At 67.8% G+C, this 14225-nt stretch carries 8 protein-coding genes; 4 read left to right on the top strand and 4 right to left on the bottom strand.

The genetic code is table 11. From position 1 onward, the window contains the following. Nucleotides 1-82 precede the first annotated feature (82 nt). Together AB0H50_RS22950 and AB0H50_RS22945 are read left to right on the top strand one after the other, a co-directional pair. The gene (locus AB0H50_RS22950) at nt 83-892 is read left to right on the top strand and encodes a GntR family transcriptional regulator (RefSeq protein ID WP_357456047.1); all 810 of its coding nucleotides are present in this window, start codon (nt 83-85) and stop codon (nt 890-892) included. Further along, entirely contained in the window at nt 889-1518 is a 630-nt protein-coding gene (locus AB0H50_RS22945) for a GNAT family N-acetyltransferase (RefSeq protein WP_357456045.1), read from the top strand. The genes AB0H50_RS22950 and AB0H50_RS22945 overlap by 4 nt, the downstream gene beginning before the upstream one ends. A gap of 233 nt (nt 1519-1751) precedes the next feature. Here the strand turns inward: AB0H50_RS22945 and eccCa are convergent, their stop codons facing one another. Genes eccCa through eccD form a run of 3 tightly spaced genes read right to left on the bottom strand, consistent with a single transcriptional unit; the run spans nt 1752 to nt 8775 of the window. Continuing rightward, nucleotides 1752-5867: a type VII secretion protein EccCa gene (eccCa, locus tag AB0H50_RS22940; RefSeq protein WP_357456042.1), complete on the bottom strand. Its 4116-nt coding sequence runs from the start codon at nt 5865-5867 to the stop codon at nt 1752-1754. Between the two features lie 3 nt (nt 5868-5870). Continuing rightward, nucleotides 5871-7295: a type VII secretion-associated serine protease mycosin gene (mycP, locus tag AB0H50_RS22935; RefSeq protein ID WP_357456039.1), complete on the bottom strand. Its 1425-nt coding sequence runs from the start codon at nt 7293-7295 to the stop codon at nt 5871-5873. 1 nt (nt 7296) lies between these two features. Then, the gene (gene eccD, locus AB0H50_RS22930) at nt 7297-8775 is read right to left on the bottom strand and encodes a type VII secretion integral membrane protein EccD (protein ID WP_357456036.1); all 1479 of its coding nucleotides are present in this window, start codon (nt 8773-8775) and stop codon (nt 7297-7299) included. 135 nt (nt 8776-8910) lie between these two features. Between eccD and eccA the strand changes: the two genes are divergently transcribed. Then, nucleotides 8911-10728, top strand: coding sequence for a type VII secretion AAA-ATPase EccA (gene eccA, locus AB0H50_RS22925; protein WP_357456033.1), 1818 nt, complete (start codon nt 8911-8913; stop codon nt 10726-10728). A 60-nt stretch (nt 10729-10788) separates the two neighbouring features. Here eccA and eccB read toward each other — a convergent pair whose 3' ends face one another. After that, entirely contained in the window at nt 10789-12234 is a 1446-nt protein-coding gene (eccB, locus tag AB0H50_RS22920; RefSeq protein WP_357456030.1) for a type VII secretion protein EccB, read from the bottom strand. 198 nt (nt 12235-12432) lie between these two features. Here eccB and eccE point away from each other — a divergent pair, with 198 nt between their 5' ends. After that, entirely contained in the window at nt 12433-14208 is a 1776-nt protein-coding gene (eccE, locus tag AB0H50_RS22915; RefSeq protein ID WP_357456027.1) for a type VII secretion protein EccE, read from the top strand. Nucleotides 14209-14225: the final 17 nt, after the last annotated feature.

The following is a 14225-nucleotide window of genomic DNA, read 5'->3' as shown; positions in this document are numbered from 1 at the left end:
AAGGCACCTGTCAAGCGTTACCCGGCCGTAGGGAGTCACGAAGAGTACACTTCGTTACCTGCACGACCAACCGAGGAGCAAGATGGCGGACGGTCCGACGTACCACCGGATCGCAGACCTCCTCCGCGAGGAGATCCGCGCAGGCAAATGGAATCCGGGCGATCGACTTCCGAGTCACACCGAGCTGGCCGAACAGATGCAGGTTTCGATCACCACGGCCCGCAATGCCATTCAGGTTCTTGTTGCCGAAAATCTCGTCTACACAGCTACTTCCCGCGGGACGATCGTCCGAAACCAGGAAGTGCTCGAGTCGGTGATGACCGACCACATCCGTCCCGACCGGCCCAAATCGCCGCACGACATCTTCGAGGAGATCGCCCGCGCCGCGGATCGGGTACCCGCCAAGGAGTTCAGCGCGCGGATGGAGCCCGCGACGGCGCAGGTGGCACAGTGGCTCGGCGTGGCGGAGAACACCTGGGTGCTCGCTCGCACCGTCGTGCAGTACCTCGACAACGAACCGTGGTCGTGGGAGGTCAGTTTCTATCCCCGCGACCTGGCCGAGGCGACCGGCATCGATTCGCCGCACGACATCCCAGAGGGCACCACTCGCCGGATGGCCGACCGCGGCTATCCCGAGACCGCCCACCGCGACACGCTGGTCGCGCGACCCGCCAGCGCCGAGGAGGCGATCGTGCTCGGCGTCGCGACCGGAACGATCCTGCTCGACCATCTGCGGATCGGGGCGGACCACAGCCGGATAACCCGCGCCACGCGGCAGCGCTCCATCGCCACGCGCAACCGCCTGGCCTACGAGCTCGGCGATGCCGAGGGCACCGCGGTGATCCGGCAGATATTGGGCGAGTCGTATAGACCAGGTATTTCATTGCTATGACTACCCTCTTCCGCGAAGCCACCCTCGGCGACCTCGGCTTGATCTGCCGCCTGCGCGTCCAGCGCACCGCCTGGCTCACCGCCCGCGGCTCCGACCAGTGGACGGTCGCGGGCCGCGGCCTGCCCATCGAGATCTTCGCCCGCGCGGTCGGGCGCTCGCTCGACGCGGGCGAGACCTGGATCGCCGAGGTGGACGGCGAACCGGCGGGCACCATCACCGTCAACGATCGCGCCGACCCCGGACTGTGGTCGGAGTGGGAGCTCGCCGACGCGGTGGTCGTGCACTTCATGATCGTCGACCTGCGTTTCGCCGGACAGCGTCTCGGCCATCGCCTGCTCGCGCAGGCCGGACTGCTGGCCAGGGAGCGCGACCGTGACTGGGTCCGCCTCGACGCCTGGACCACCAACGCCGACCTGCACGACTACTACCGCAGGGCGGGTTTCCATATGGCGCGCATCGCCGGGCCGGTCGCGCGCGGACCGTCCCGCGCGCTGTTCGAGCGACGCACCGACAGCTGGGATTTCGAGCAGACGCTCGCCGTCCCCGCCGCGGGGCTGCCTGCGGCGACGCCCATGCTGGACCCGCCGACGGATACCATCCTCGCTCCCCCGGCGCTGCCGAACTGAGCAGGCAGCGCCGGAGCGGAGGCGGGTACGCAGAATCGACGCCGCCGGACGAAGTCCGCCCTCAGCCCGCGCATGGCCGGAGCGGAGGCGGAGTACGCAGAATCGACGCCGCCGGACGAAGTCCGTCCTCAGCCCGCGCATGGCCGGAGCGAAGGCGGAGTACGCAGAATCGACGCCGCCGGACGAAGTCCGTCCTCAGCCCGCGCACGGCCGGAGCGAAGGCGGAGGTACGCCTATAGCGGCGGCAGGTACGCCACCTGGATCATCTCGTCGCCGCCGCGAGTGACCAGCGTGCCGCGACCGGGCGGCAGCTTGGCGGCGCGGATGTCGCCGATGATCTTGCCCTCATCCTTGGGCGCGCTCATCAGCAGCGCGTCCACACCCATGTCCTTGAGCGTGCCGAGCACCTTGTCGAACATGGCCCGGCTGGCGCCGCCTGCGCGGCGGCTGATCACCACGTGCAGACCGAGGTCGCGTGCCTGCGGCAGGAACTCGATCAGCGGCTCCAGCGGGTTGCGCCCACCGGAGACCACCATCTCGTAATCGTCGACGACGACATAGATCTCGGGCCCGGTCCACCAGCTGCGTTCGCGCAACTGCTGTGGCGTGATGTCATTGCCCGGGATCCGCTTCTGGAGGTAGTTGGCGACTTCCTTGATCATCCCGAAGGACGTCTGCGAGGAGGTCGAGTATCCGGCCAGCTGCGCCCCTTCCAGCACTCCGAGCATGGTGCGCCGGTAGTCGATCAGGATGACGCGGGCTTCCTCGGAGGTGGAGTTCTCAGTGATGCCGGCGACTATATTGCGCAGCAGCGTGGTCTTACCGCACTCCACATCGCAGAAACTGTAGAAGTGCGGCTGCACCGCGAAATCCATGACGATCGGTTGCAGGTCGGTCTCGCCGATGCCGATAACGGCCAGCGTCTTGCTCTGCTGGATGCCCCGCCTCGCCGCCTCCGCGACCACGGCCTCGCGCGAGAGCTCCATCGGCAGCATCCGAACCTCGGGTGCTTTCCGGCCGTAGAGCTCGTTGAGCTGCTGCTTGGCGATGCCGATTCCCTCGGACAGGGTGCCCGGATCGGAGTCGGAGTCCAAGCGCGGCAACGCGACCAGCAGATGCAGCTTCTGCGCGGTGAGACCACGGCCCGGACGGCCGGTGGGCACGAGCACCGCGGTACGCCGGTCCATCTCGGAGTCGGACGGGTCACCGAGGCGGAGCTCGATGCGCGTACCGATGAGGTCCTTGATCTGCGAGCGGATCTCCGGCCACCGGGTGGTGGAGACGATCAGGTGGACACCATAGGAAAGACCCTGTGCGGCGATGGCATTGAGCTGCGGTTCCAGCGTGTCGTAATCGGCGCGGATGGTGGGCCAGCCGTCGATGACGAGAAAGACGTCACCGTGCGGATCCTGAGCGAGCGGGTCGGCTTGCCGCTCGGCAGGCGACTTCTCCGCCAGCAGCGCTTTCCGCCTGCGGAATTCGACGATGGAGTCGATGCCCAGCTCGCGGAACAGCTCCTCACGGCGGCGCAGGATGCCGGTCACCTCCGCGATGGTGCGGCGGATCCGATCGACTTCCATGCGACCCGCGACGGAACCTACATGCGGCATTCCCGCCAAACCGGAGAGTGTGCCGCCACCGAAGTCGAGACAGTAGAACTGCACCTGCTCGGGTGTGTGAGTGGCGGCCGCGGCCATGATGATGGTGCGCAGGGTGGTCGACTTACCCGACTGCGGACCACCGACGACCGCGACATTGCCCTGCGCTGCGGACAGATCCACGATCAGTACATCGCGGCGCTGCTCGTAGGGCTTGTCGATGACACCCAGCGGCAACCACAGCTGACCGTGCCGGTTGACCGGCGAGCGCCAGTCCGGGTCGGGCAGCAACATGTCGACCGACGGCGACTCGTCCAGTGGCGGCAGCCATACCTCGTGCGCCGGGCGGCCGTGGCCGCGCAGGCGATCGACGACGGTGGTCAGCAGCGTCGCGGGAACGGCCTCGGCAACCGGCACCGGGGTCTGCTCCTTGCCCTCTTCCTCCTCCACGACTTGCCCTGGCGGCGGCGGCAATTCGGGCAGACCCATCCGTCCTGGCGGCGGCGGCAGCTCGGGCCGGCCACTCGGCACGGCCTGCCGCTCGGGCTGGACGATCTCCGGCAGCGCCACGGGCGCCGCGGTGAACACCGCAGGCGATTGCCCGCCGACGGTCTTGCCGTCCACCTGCCGGGTACCGCGCGGCGAGACATACGGCCCGGACACATAACTGGCGTTGAAGCGCAGCGGATCGTCGGCGTCGCTCTTGAGGTAGCCGGAGCCCGGCACGCTGGGCAGATGGTAGGCGTCTGTGATGCCGAGCACCGCCCTTGACTCGTTGGCGGAGAACGTACGCAGGCCGATCCGGTAGGACAGATGCGAGTCGAGACCGCGCAGCTTGTTCTCCTCCAGGCGCTGCGAAGCCAGCAGCAGATGCACGCGCAGCGACCGGCCAAGGCGGCCGATCATCACGAACAGATCCGCGAAATCCGGTTTCTGCGAGAGCAGTTCGGAGAACTCGTCGACCACCACGAACAGCGCGGGCAGCGGATCCAGGTGCGCGCCTGCGGCGCGAGCCTTCTCGTATTCGGTGACATTGGCGAAGTTGCCTGCCGCGCGCAGCAGCTCTTGGCGCCGGGTCATCTCACCGGAGAGGGCGTCCTTCATGCGGTCGACGAGGGCGAGTTCCTCCTCGAGGTTGGTGATGACCGCGGAGACGTGCGGCAGCGAGTCCAGGCCGAGGAAGGTCGCGCCACCCTTGAAGTCGACCAGCACCAGGTTCAGCAGATCGGGCGAGTGCGTGGTCACCATGGACAGCACCAGCGTGCGCAGGAACTCCGACTTACCCGAACCCGTTGCGCCGATACACAATCCGTGCGGGCCCATACCGTTCTCGGCGGACTCCTTGATATCGATCTCGACCGGCGTACCGTCGGGGGTGACGCCGATCGGCACCCGCAGCCGTTCCCGGTCGCTGCGCGGGCGCCACACCGCCGCGGGATCGATCTGGGCGGCGTCGGGAATCTTCAGCAGCGCCATCAGGCCGGGATCGGCCCGGGTCTCGTCACCCAGGCTCACCATCTGGGCGGCGGTCGCGATGCGGAAGCGCGCCAGATCCCGGGCCAGCGCGGTCGCCTCGGCGCGGGTCACCTGGTCGGCGGTGGCGAATTTCTCCACGCCCGCAGCGGATTTCGCGGCCACCATGCCGTCGTCGGTGACGACCAGTTGCAGGCCGCGGCGCACCGCAAGACCGCTTTGCGGTGCGGTCAGGTCGAGCACGGTCACCGAGTCGAGGCCCGCGTCGCTGACGACGCGTTCGGAACCGCTGACGTAGCCGTCGTCGATGATCACCAGCAGATGGATCCGGCCCGCTGTCGGCTGCGCGTTACGCATGAAGCGACCGCGCTCGACCAGCTCGGCGGACATGGAGGTCTCCAGTTCGGCCAGCGAGCGGTACATCATCCGGACCGAGCCCATGCCGTCGCGGTCCACCGGATGTTGCAGGTGCGGTAGCCATTTCGCCCAGGACCAAGCCGGGCCGTCGGGGTCGGCACAGATGATGGCGACCGCGGCGTGGTCGGGGCCGTGGAAGGTGGTGAACTCCATCAGCATCGAGCGCACCAGCGTGAGCGCGGCCTCACGGTCGCCTTCGACATTGATGGCGGGGAACGCGCGCAGCGAGATGGCGGTGGGCAGGCCGTGCACCACCGAGTGGGTGCGCACGAACCGGCGCAAGGCGACGGTGGACACCGGTTCCAGGTCTTCCAGCGGACCTGTCTCGGGCCGGGCCAGCTTGGTGGCCAGGCGATGGCTGCCCACGCCGACCCGCACGTGCCCGAAATCCGGGTCGTTGGGTCGGCGTTCCCACATCCGGCGGCTGCCGATCACCGATTGCAGGTCGCCGGGTTCGGGATGGCTCCACCGCAGCGCCGTCAGCTGCTGGATGCCGGTCTTGCGCACATCCTTGCGGACCTGATCGAGGTAGCGGAAGTAGTCCTTGCGTTCCTCGTTGAGCTCGGCGGCCTTCTTCGGCCCGCCGCCGCCGCGCATGCCCGCCATCATGCCGAACATCGACATCAGCATCATCATCGGGAACATCATCATGAACGGGTTTGCCAGCAGGTTGCGACCCAGCATGACCATCATCGCGATCATGCCGACCACGGCGACCACCATCACCACCGGCATCAGCTTCATCAGCAGATTACCGACGACGGGACGATCGAGTTCCGGCGGCGCGGACAGCGCGACCTCACCGCCCGGCGGACGCGGCGGCGCGATCCGCGGGCGGCGCACGAAGCCTTCGGTTGCCATGTCCTACAACCCCTCTCGGTCTTGTTGCTCCGCACCCGGATCCACACTCACCTGCTTACCCCGCCGGAACGGGATCGAAGCGGCGTAGCCGAGCCCGAGCAGGGCGAGCAGCGTGATCGAGCCGATCGTGGCGACCACGCGCGGGGCCGGGTCGACGTACGGCGGCGGGGACGGCCCGGCGATCTTGCGCGGTATATCGGAGCCGACGGTGACCGGCTTCTGCGGCAGTTGCGCGGTGAGCGCGGCCAGTGGATCGATCAGGCCGTGCCCGACCTTGTCGTTGCGTCCGTTGTCCGGTGCCTGCGCGGTCAGCTTGATCCGATCGATCACCTCGGCGGCGGTCAGTTCCGGGAAGCGCGACCGGACCAGCGCGGCCAGGCCGGAGACGTAGGCGCTGGAGAAGCTGGTGCCGTCGATGGTGGAGTAGCCCTCGTTGGTCTGGGTGGCGTTGACCAGGCCCGCGCCACCCGGCTTGCTGTCCAGGGAGACGATCTCGCGCCCCGGCGCGGCGACGCCGACCCACGGGCCGTGCAGTGAGAACGGTGAGACCGCGCCCGCGGGATCCACCGAGGCGACCGACAGCACATAGGGCGTGAACCAGGCCGGAGTGACCACGGTGCCCACCGCCGCCCAGCCCGAGCGGTCGTTCTGCTTCTCACAGGCGGTGCCCTGCATGGTGTTTCCGGCCGCGGCGACTACGACCACATTGCGGTCGTAGGCGTATTTCACGGCGGCGCCCAAGGTGCCGTCGGCAGCGCTGGCGCTCGCGGCCGTGCACGCCACCTCGGAGATGTTGATCACCGTGGCGCCCATGTCGACCGCGCGGACGATGCCGGCCGCCAGGGTGTTGACCGTGCCGTAGCCTTCGGGCGTCATAACGCCCGGCTCCTCCCGGCGATTGCGGTCCTTGGCCTCGTAGGCCGAGCTGAGCTGGCGGATGGCCAGGATCTCGGCTTCCGGTGCGACACCGGAGAACCCGTCCTCCAGGCTGGGCTGAGCGGCGATGATTCCGGCCACGAAGGTGCCGTGGCCGTCGCAGTCGACGGTGCCGTCGGTGGTGGAGACGAAGTCACCGCCGGCCTGGAGCGCGGGCAGGCGCCAGTGCCGGTTCACGCCGGTATCGATGACGGCGACCTTCTGCCCCGCGCCGCGACTGAACTGCCACGCCTCGGCCAAACCGAGGATCCGCTGCGCCAGTGGTGGATCGCGGGGCACCCCGCCCTGGAGGGTGGGTTCGGCGCAGACCTTGGCCTGTTCGGTCTCGTCCGGCGGTCTAGCGCTGGCGGCCAGGCCGAGCACGGCGCCGAGTGCGCCGTCGTCGATCTGCGGCGGCGCGATCGCCAGTGCGGGCGTGGGTGTTCCGGTGGCGAGCGCGAGCACCGCCGCCACCGTCACCGCCCGCAGCAGCCGCCGTAGGAGCGGTGCCATGTCAGATGTTCCGGGCGGCCGAGTAGATGTCCATGATCCACAGCACCAGCGGAATGATGGTGCAGATCAAGAGGTATTCGAAGATCTCACCGGTGCGGCGCATGGGTGGCGACATCTCGGTGTGCGGCCCGATCACACCGAAGACCACCGCGGCCGCGGCCACGACGAGCAGCATGCCTGCGATCGGCAGCAGCCAGTTCTCCTCGCCGAGCGCGGCACCGATGCCAAGCGCGATCAACGCGATCGCGCCACCGGCGATCAGCGTGCACGCCTGCACCAGGTCGGCGAAGGCGCGCCCGCGCAGGCACAGGATGATCGAGACCACCACGCCCAGGGTGATGCCCTGCCAGCGGGCCGCGCCGAGCGGATCCGCGGCCAGCACCACGCCGATCACGGCGGCGACGGTGCAGCCGATGATCATGCCGGACTGGTATTCGTTGGCCGCGCGGGCTCGATGCTCGAGACCGGCGGCCGAGGGTAGCGCAGTGGCGCCGATGGCGCCGATGTCCTTGACGGTGGGACGGGGTTCGTGGTCGGCGGGGTCGATGGCGGCGCCGGCGGTCGGCACCGGCGGCACCGGCAGCCGTGCGGCCGCCACGGCCAGGCGCGGCACCAGGGTGATCACGATGAGCGCACCGACCAGCACGCCTGCGGCGATCTTGGACAGCGCGGGATCCCAGATCATCCGCACCATCGCGGCCACGCCGCCGAACAGCGCGAGGGTGATGACCGTGGTGAACATGGTCGCCCCGACCCGGGCCAGGCTGTAGAGGACCGCGGCGGCGGTCAGCGTTGCGACACAGGCGAACATCGCGTGCGGACTGCCGAAGGCATTGGGCACGAACAGCGCGGTGCCCGCGAAGATCAGCAGCAGCGCGTACAGCGACAGCATGATCACCGGCAAGGACGCTTCGGCCTGATACCGGCGGGCGACGAGCACGGCCGCGCCACCGGCGATCAGTCCGGTGCCGAGGCCGATGAAACCCACTGCGGCACCGGCACCGTCGAGCTTGGCCACCGCAAGCAGGTAGATCCCGGCAAGCACCGCGAGTAGGCCCATGGACAGACCGAGCCAGCGCGCCGACAGCGGCGACCAATGCCGGAACGAGGTCGCGGTCAGCTTGGAGACGGCGTCGATCACGTCGTCGAACAGCGCCGGTGGCTCCTTGGCGGTCACCGAGCGCAATACCAGCAACTCACCATCGAAAACCTCGGCCTCGGTGAGCGATTGGTTTGCCGGGATGGGGTCCCGGCCGATCCGGGCCAGCGTCCAATGCTGCGTTTGCAGCGGTGCCCCGTCCTCGTGCTCGGTGAGATCGGGATTGCGCGATTCGATCAGCTCGACCACATCGGTGATAAACGCCGCGATCGGAACTGTGGCAGGCAAACCCAAGTCCAGCTGGGTATTGCCGCCGATCACCGAGACTCGGCACAACTCCGGATCGACGGCAGCCACAGCGCTGCTAGACGGATCGGTCACAGCTCGGATGACTCCCTACCTAGAACACACTTCAACGCCATGCAACCTACTCAACTTAACGGAGAAGTCCCTACCTTGCAGCGGCTATGCTTAGCGAGGAACAGCACATCCGTTCGTTTTTAGGGGCAAACCCATATGACCGGCAACCGCCAGGCACAACGCGCATTCGACGCTGGTGTCTTGTCCTTGGGCATTGTGATCGACGGACAAGAATCTGCCCGCGATCTGGAATACGCTCAGCTGGCCTTCCAGCGCGCCACCGAATGGGATCCCGGCATGTGCGACGCTTGGCTCGGGCGCGCGGCCGCAGGCGAGCACACCCGTGAGGTGATCTTCAACCTCTTCAAGACCAGCACCTCGACGCTCTTCCGTGAGCAGCGCAGGCTCGGCCTGCAACCGCGGGTGCTGGCGGGCCGCTTCACCATCGGGCAGTACATCGACTACCCGCTGGCCAGCTATGCCGAGATCTGGCTCGCGCAGGCCGCGCAGTTGATCACCGAGGGCGACTACGACGAAGCCGAGAAGGTCCTCGACGAACTGGCCAAACACCGGTCCGCGCAGGTCTCCTCGTCGGATCGCGAGATCGACGACCGGATCTGCGCCTACGTCCGTGGCGTGCTGCACTTCACCACGCAGCGCTGGCCCGATGTGATGACCGTGCTGGCCGGTTCGGCGGACTGGGATGATCCCTACCTGGCCGCGGGCGCCCACGTCATGGTCGGCACCGCCTGTGCCCAGCTGGGTTTGTTCGGCGAGGCCATCCGCCGCATGGAAGCCGCGGAGCAGGGCCCGATTCCGGCCGCGGCGACCACTGCCCGCTTCTGCCGCGGACTCGCCCTGCGCGAGACCGGCGAGGAGGAGAAGGCGCAGGCGCTGTTCGAGAAGGTGTTCTCCGAGGCACCGGGTTTCGAGGCCAACACCATGGCCATGCGCGACCGCAAGTACCGGATCACGGTGACCACCAAGGAGGTCATCGACGCGCGCACCAACAAGTGGGATCCGGCCTCGGCGCCGACGCTGGAACAGATGGGCCAAGAGGAGCGCGACGACAAGGCCAAGCTGATCCTGGAGAAGGCGCGCGCCGAACTCGACGAGCAGATCGGTCTCGGCGGCGTGAAAATGCAGGTTGCGAAGTTGCAGGCAACCGCTCAGCTAGCGCGGATCCGTGCCGAAAAAGGAATGGCGAGCGGATCCCGTGGCCAACATCTGGCATTCACCGGACCGCCGGGTACCGGTAAGACCACCGTTGCCCGCGTGGTGGCAAAAATTTACTGTGGCTTAGGAATTCTCAAGACCGACAAGTTGATCGAAGCCAAACGTTCCGATTTCGTCGGCCAGCATTTGGGCAGTACCGCGATCAAGACGAACAAGTTGATCGATAGCGCGATGGACGGTGTGCTGTTCATCGACGAGGCCTACACGCTGATTCAAACCGGCCTGTCCGGCGGTGACGCGTTCGGTCGCGAAGCCGTCGATACGCTGCTCGCGCGAATGGAGAACGACCGCGATCGCCTGGTGGTGATCATCGCCGGATACGACGGCGAGATCGACCGATTCCTGGCCTCCAACGACGGTCTGGCGTCTCGCTTCGCCAAGCGGGTGAAGTTCGATTCCTACTCGCCGGAGGAGCTCGGCGATATCGGCCGTTTCATTGCGCGGAAACGGGATTCGGAACTGGCCGACGACGCACAGGCGCTGCTGGTCGCCGCCTGCGGTGAGCTCTATCGCAAGGAGGCCATTGATCAGAGCGGCGAGATCCGGCGCGGCATCGACATGGCCGGTAACGGCCGGTTCATCCGCAACGTGATCGAGGCGGCCGAGGAGGAGCGCGAGTTCCGGCTGGCCAATGACATCGACCTGGATCTGAGCGCCGTGGACGAAGCGGTGCTGATGCGGATCGAGGCGGACGATATGCAGAACGCACTGGACAACGTGCTGGCCACGCTGCGCTGATAGCCGGACACAGCAGTACGGTCGCGAGTTCTCGCCAGCCGTACTGCTGTGCGGGGCAGGTCAGTTGGTGGTCGGCAGGATGTCGTAGCTGACGAGCGCTTCTTCGCGCGAGAGCGTCGGCCCAGGTACCAGCTGGCCGATGATCGGCCACGGTGCGGGCCGCGGCTTGTCGGCCAGGCCGAGCAGGGTGGCCGTCTCCTGATCCGGGATGCCGTAGCGAATCCCGTTGTCGGAGATGTAGAACAGGCTGCCCATGCGGACGCTGTCCGGCGACATGCCGGTCATCTGGAGGTACTCCCCCGAGTTCGGCGGGATGTAGGCATGGTCGATGCGGTCGCCGGTGCCGTCGCCGGTGGCCAGATCCACCACCTTGGCCGACTTCGGCAGCGGTAGTTCACGTCCGGCGAGCAGCGTGATCGTGGCGGCCGGATCGGAGGCCTTCTTGGCCCACTGCATGCAGCTGACCTTGTTCTCCTCGGGAGTAAGGATGGTCGGGACCGGCCCGGGGAACTTGTCCACCGGCAGCGGGCTCACCACAGGCACGCCCACCACCCGGTCCGGCGGCACCGAGATGATCTCGTTCATCTCCTGGGAGTTCGCGTTGCGGATCACCTCGGCGGAGAACGGCGTCAGCCGCTGCACGCCCTCGGCGAGCACCACGTACAGCTCTTCGGAGTCGACCCGCTGCACTCGGATCACGCCGCCGATCGGCACGCCCTGCAAGCGACCGGGGCCGGGTTCGCCGAGCCGATCGATCTTCGGCGGCACGATCGCGGGGACCTGGGTGGCGGAATTGAGCATGCCCGCGCTGACCGGACGCGGGTTGTACGCCTGCATGCCCAGCGAGCGCGAGATCACCGAATCGTTCGGATCCACTTCGGCGCGTTTGCCGTCGAACATCAGGAAGGTCTTGCCGCCGCGGGTCACCAGCAGCGCCTCGTTGTCGCGCAGCGGGCGGGCGGTGTTCGGCTCGCTCGAGTCGAGCGCGCCCGCGACGACCGTGGACTTGGCGCCGGCGGATCGGGCGGCGCTGCCGGCCGCGGACAGTTCCACCGCATCGCACAGGCTCCAGACGGAGTCCGGCGAGGCCGCGCCGGGCAGGGTGGCCGGAACGCCGGGAATGCCCACCATCGGGCCGCGCGGCATCGTCAGCTTGGATTCCTTGACGGAGGTGGGTTTTTCGTTGCTGGCGACGATCAGGCGTGCGGAAGCCAGGTTCAGCACCGGATGCAGCGTGCCGTCGACGATCACGTAGAGCGCGCCGGTCTCCTTGCCCATCACGATGGTCGCGTCGCCGATCGAGCCCACCGGGCGCAGGAACGCCAGGATCGCCGCTCCGGCGACCACCAGGATGCCGAGTACCGCGCCGACCACCAGCGAGCGGAACTGCGAACGCATCGGATCGTGCAGCATCCGGATATCGCGTCGAATCAGCGCGTGCTCGTACCTTTTCAGCAGAAAACGGTAACCGTTGACTTGCGCCTTGGTAGTCAACTGTGCGGGCACGAAACGCCTCCGAACTGACGCGGGTAGAACGGACCGAGCATTTCACCCGGCACGGCTTACAGTACCCACCCGCCCCGCCGGCTACGCAAGCTCCGCCGGCTGCCATCCCCAGTACCCACCCGCCCCGCCGGCTACGCAAGCTCCGCCGGCTGCCGTCCCCGGTAGCGAAGCCGAACGATTTCGGTCCATTATGTCCGCATGGGTTCCACCACAGCCGACGGCGAAAATCGCGACACTGCGCCGCAGAGTTCACCTGCCCCGTCGGCTGAACCTGCCCCCACTCCCCTGCACTCCACGTACTTCTGGCTGTTCCGAATTCTGCCGCTACGCTGGGTGATTCCGGTGGCGCTTGTCGCGGTCGCGGCCTCGCTGGTCGCGGTGATCTTCGATGCCTCGGTGTGGATCGCGGCCGGCGTATGTGCCGGTGTGCTCGTGCTCGGGCTGACATCACTGCCGCGCCGCAAGTCGCTGGCAGGTTGGCTGGACGAGGAAATCACCTTCCGTTGGCGCGCGTTCCGCAATCGTTCGGCAACTGTTAATCAGGTGCCATTCGACGTACCGCTACCCGAGGGCGGCACCTATGGAATGCGCTGGGACGGCTCGCGATTGCTCATCATGCTGCGCGTGGAGGCGCATCCTCGCACGGTGACGCTGCTGAGCCCGCAGTCGCTGATCTCCGACGATATGATGCCGCTGCCCGAGATCGCGCACTGTCTCAACCAGTTCGACATCGAGCTGGCCTCCATCGACGTGATCAGCACCGGCGCCCGCACCGCCGGGCCCGGCCGGGTCTCGCACCTCTACGAGCAGATCCTGGGCCGGCTGCCCGCGGTGGCGCACCGCACGGTGTGGGTGGTGCTGCGGCTGGACCCGCTGGTCAATGCCCCCGCGGTGGCGCGGCGCGGCGGCGGCGCCACCGGCACGCTGCGCACGGCCATCGTGGCGACCCAACGGGTGGCGAATCGGCTTGCCGCCCAAGGCATCTCCACGGTGGTGCTGTCGGCCGCCGAGATCACCGCGGCGGTCAACCAGCTCACCCGGCACACGCCGCTGGAGGAGTTCACCGAGACACCGCACAGCGTGGAACGCGACGGCGTGCACTACACCACCTACCGGATGGCGCCGGAAGCTTTGGGGCCGCAGGGCTTCGCCGCAGTGTGGTCAACGCCGACGCTGGCGACCACCGTCACCATGCGTCTTCAGCGCGCCGCGGCACCGTCACCGCGCGATCATGCCGCCACACCCGGTGCCGCGGGCATCGAAGTGACCGCGGTGGTGCGCTTCGATACGCGGAACAAGCCCGCCGTGGTCAAGGCGGAGGGCCTGGTTCCCTTGCCGGGCAAACAGTTCCGCGCTCTGCTGTACACGCTGCCGATCGCCCAGCGTGGCCGTCAGTTCACCCCGGAAACCTATCTGGGCAAGCCGGATTCGCTGCTCACACTGCCGATGCCGATCGCAGGCTGCGGGCAGCTGATCGGCGCCGACACCTCCGGACAGGGCGTGGCTCTGCCCCTGGTCGGTCACCAGGTGCGGCGCGTGGAGGTGATCGGATCGCTGCTGGTCGCCCAGCAGATGATCCTGCGCGCCATCGCGCTCGGCGCCTCGGTCGTGGTGCACACCAACCGTCACGACGCGTGGCGGCAGATGGCCGCCGACGTGGGCGTGCCCCAGTCCCTGACCGTCGCGGCCTGGTCCGCGGCCGGGCAGCAGGCCAGCGCGCACCGCTCCGCCACTGTGATCGTCTACGACGGAATTCAACCGACGGGGCGCCACTCCGACGCCACTACCGTGCTGCTCCGCAATGCCCCGGCGATCATGGAAGACCACTTCGATCCCGACGTCACCCTCGCCGAGGACCCGGAGACCGCCAACCTCGTCACCGTGCGCACGGCAGGTGTGACCACCCGCGTGCATATGGTGGCGACACCGGACGAAATGCAGTACCTGCACACGGCTTTGGCCGCCGCCCGATAGCCGAGCACCGGAAAGCC

The organism is Nocardia sp. NPDC050793 (assembly GCF_040654065.1).
Lineage (GTDB): Bacteria > Actinomycetota > Actinomycetes > Mycobacteriales > Mycobacteriaceae > Nocardia.
The sequence above is the reverse complement of the archived record's forward strand: the minus strand, read 5'-3'. Positions and strand labels throughout refer to the sequence as shown.

Excerpts from the sequence above, each read along its gene's own strand:
- AB0H50_RS22950 (WP_357456047.1), top strand. The coding sequence starts at position 83 with ATGGCGGACGGTCCGACGTACCACCGGATCGCAGACCTCCTCCGCGAG.
- AB0H50_RS22945 (WP_357456045.1), top strand. The coding sequence starts at position 889 with ATGACTACCCTCTTCCGCGAAGCCACCCTCGGCGACCTCGGCTTGATC.
- eccCa (WP_357456042.1), bottom strand. The coding sequence starts at position 5,867 with ATGGCAACCGAAGGCTTCGTGCGCCGCCCGCGGATCGCGCCGCCGCGT.
- mycP (WP_357456039.1), bottom strand. The coding sequence starts at position 7,295 with ATGGCACCGCTCCTACGGCGGCTGCTGCGGGCGGTGACGGTGGCGGCG.
- eccA (WP_357456033.1), top strand. The coding sequence starts at position 8,911 with ATGACCGGCAACCGCCAGGCACAACGCGCATTCGACGCTGGTGTCTTG.
- eccE (WP_357456027.1), top strand. The coding sequence starts at position 12,433 with ATGGGTTCCACCACAGCCGACGGCGAAAATCGCGACACTGCGCCGCAG.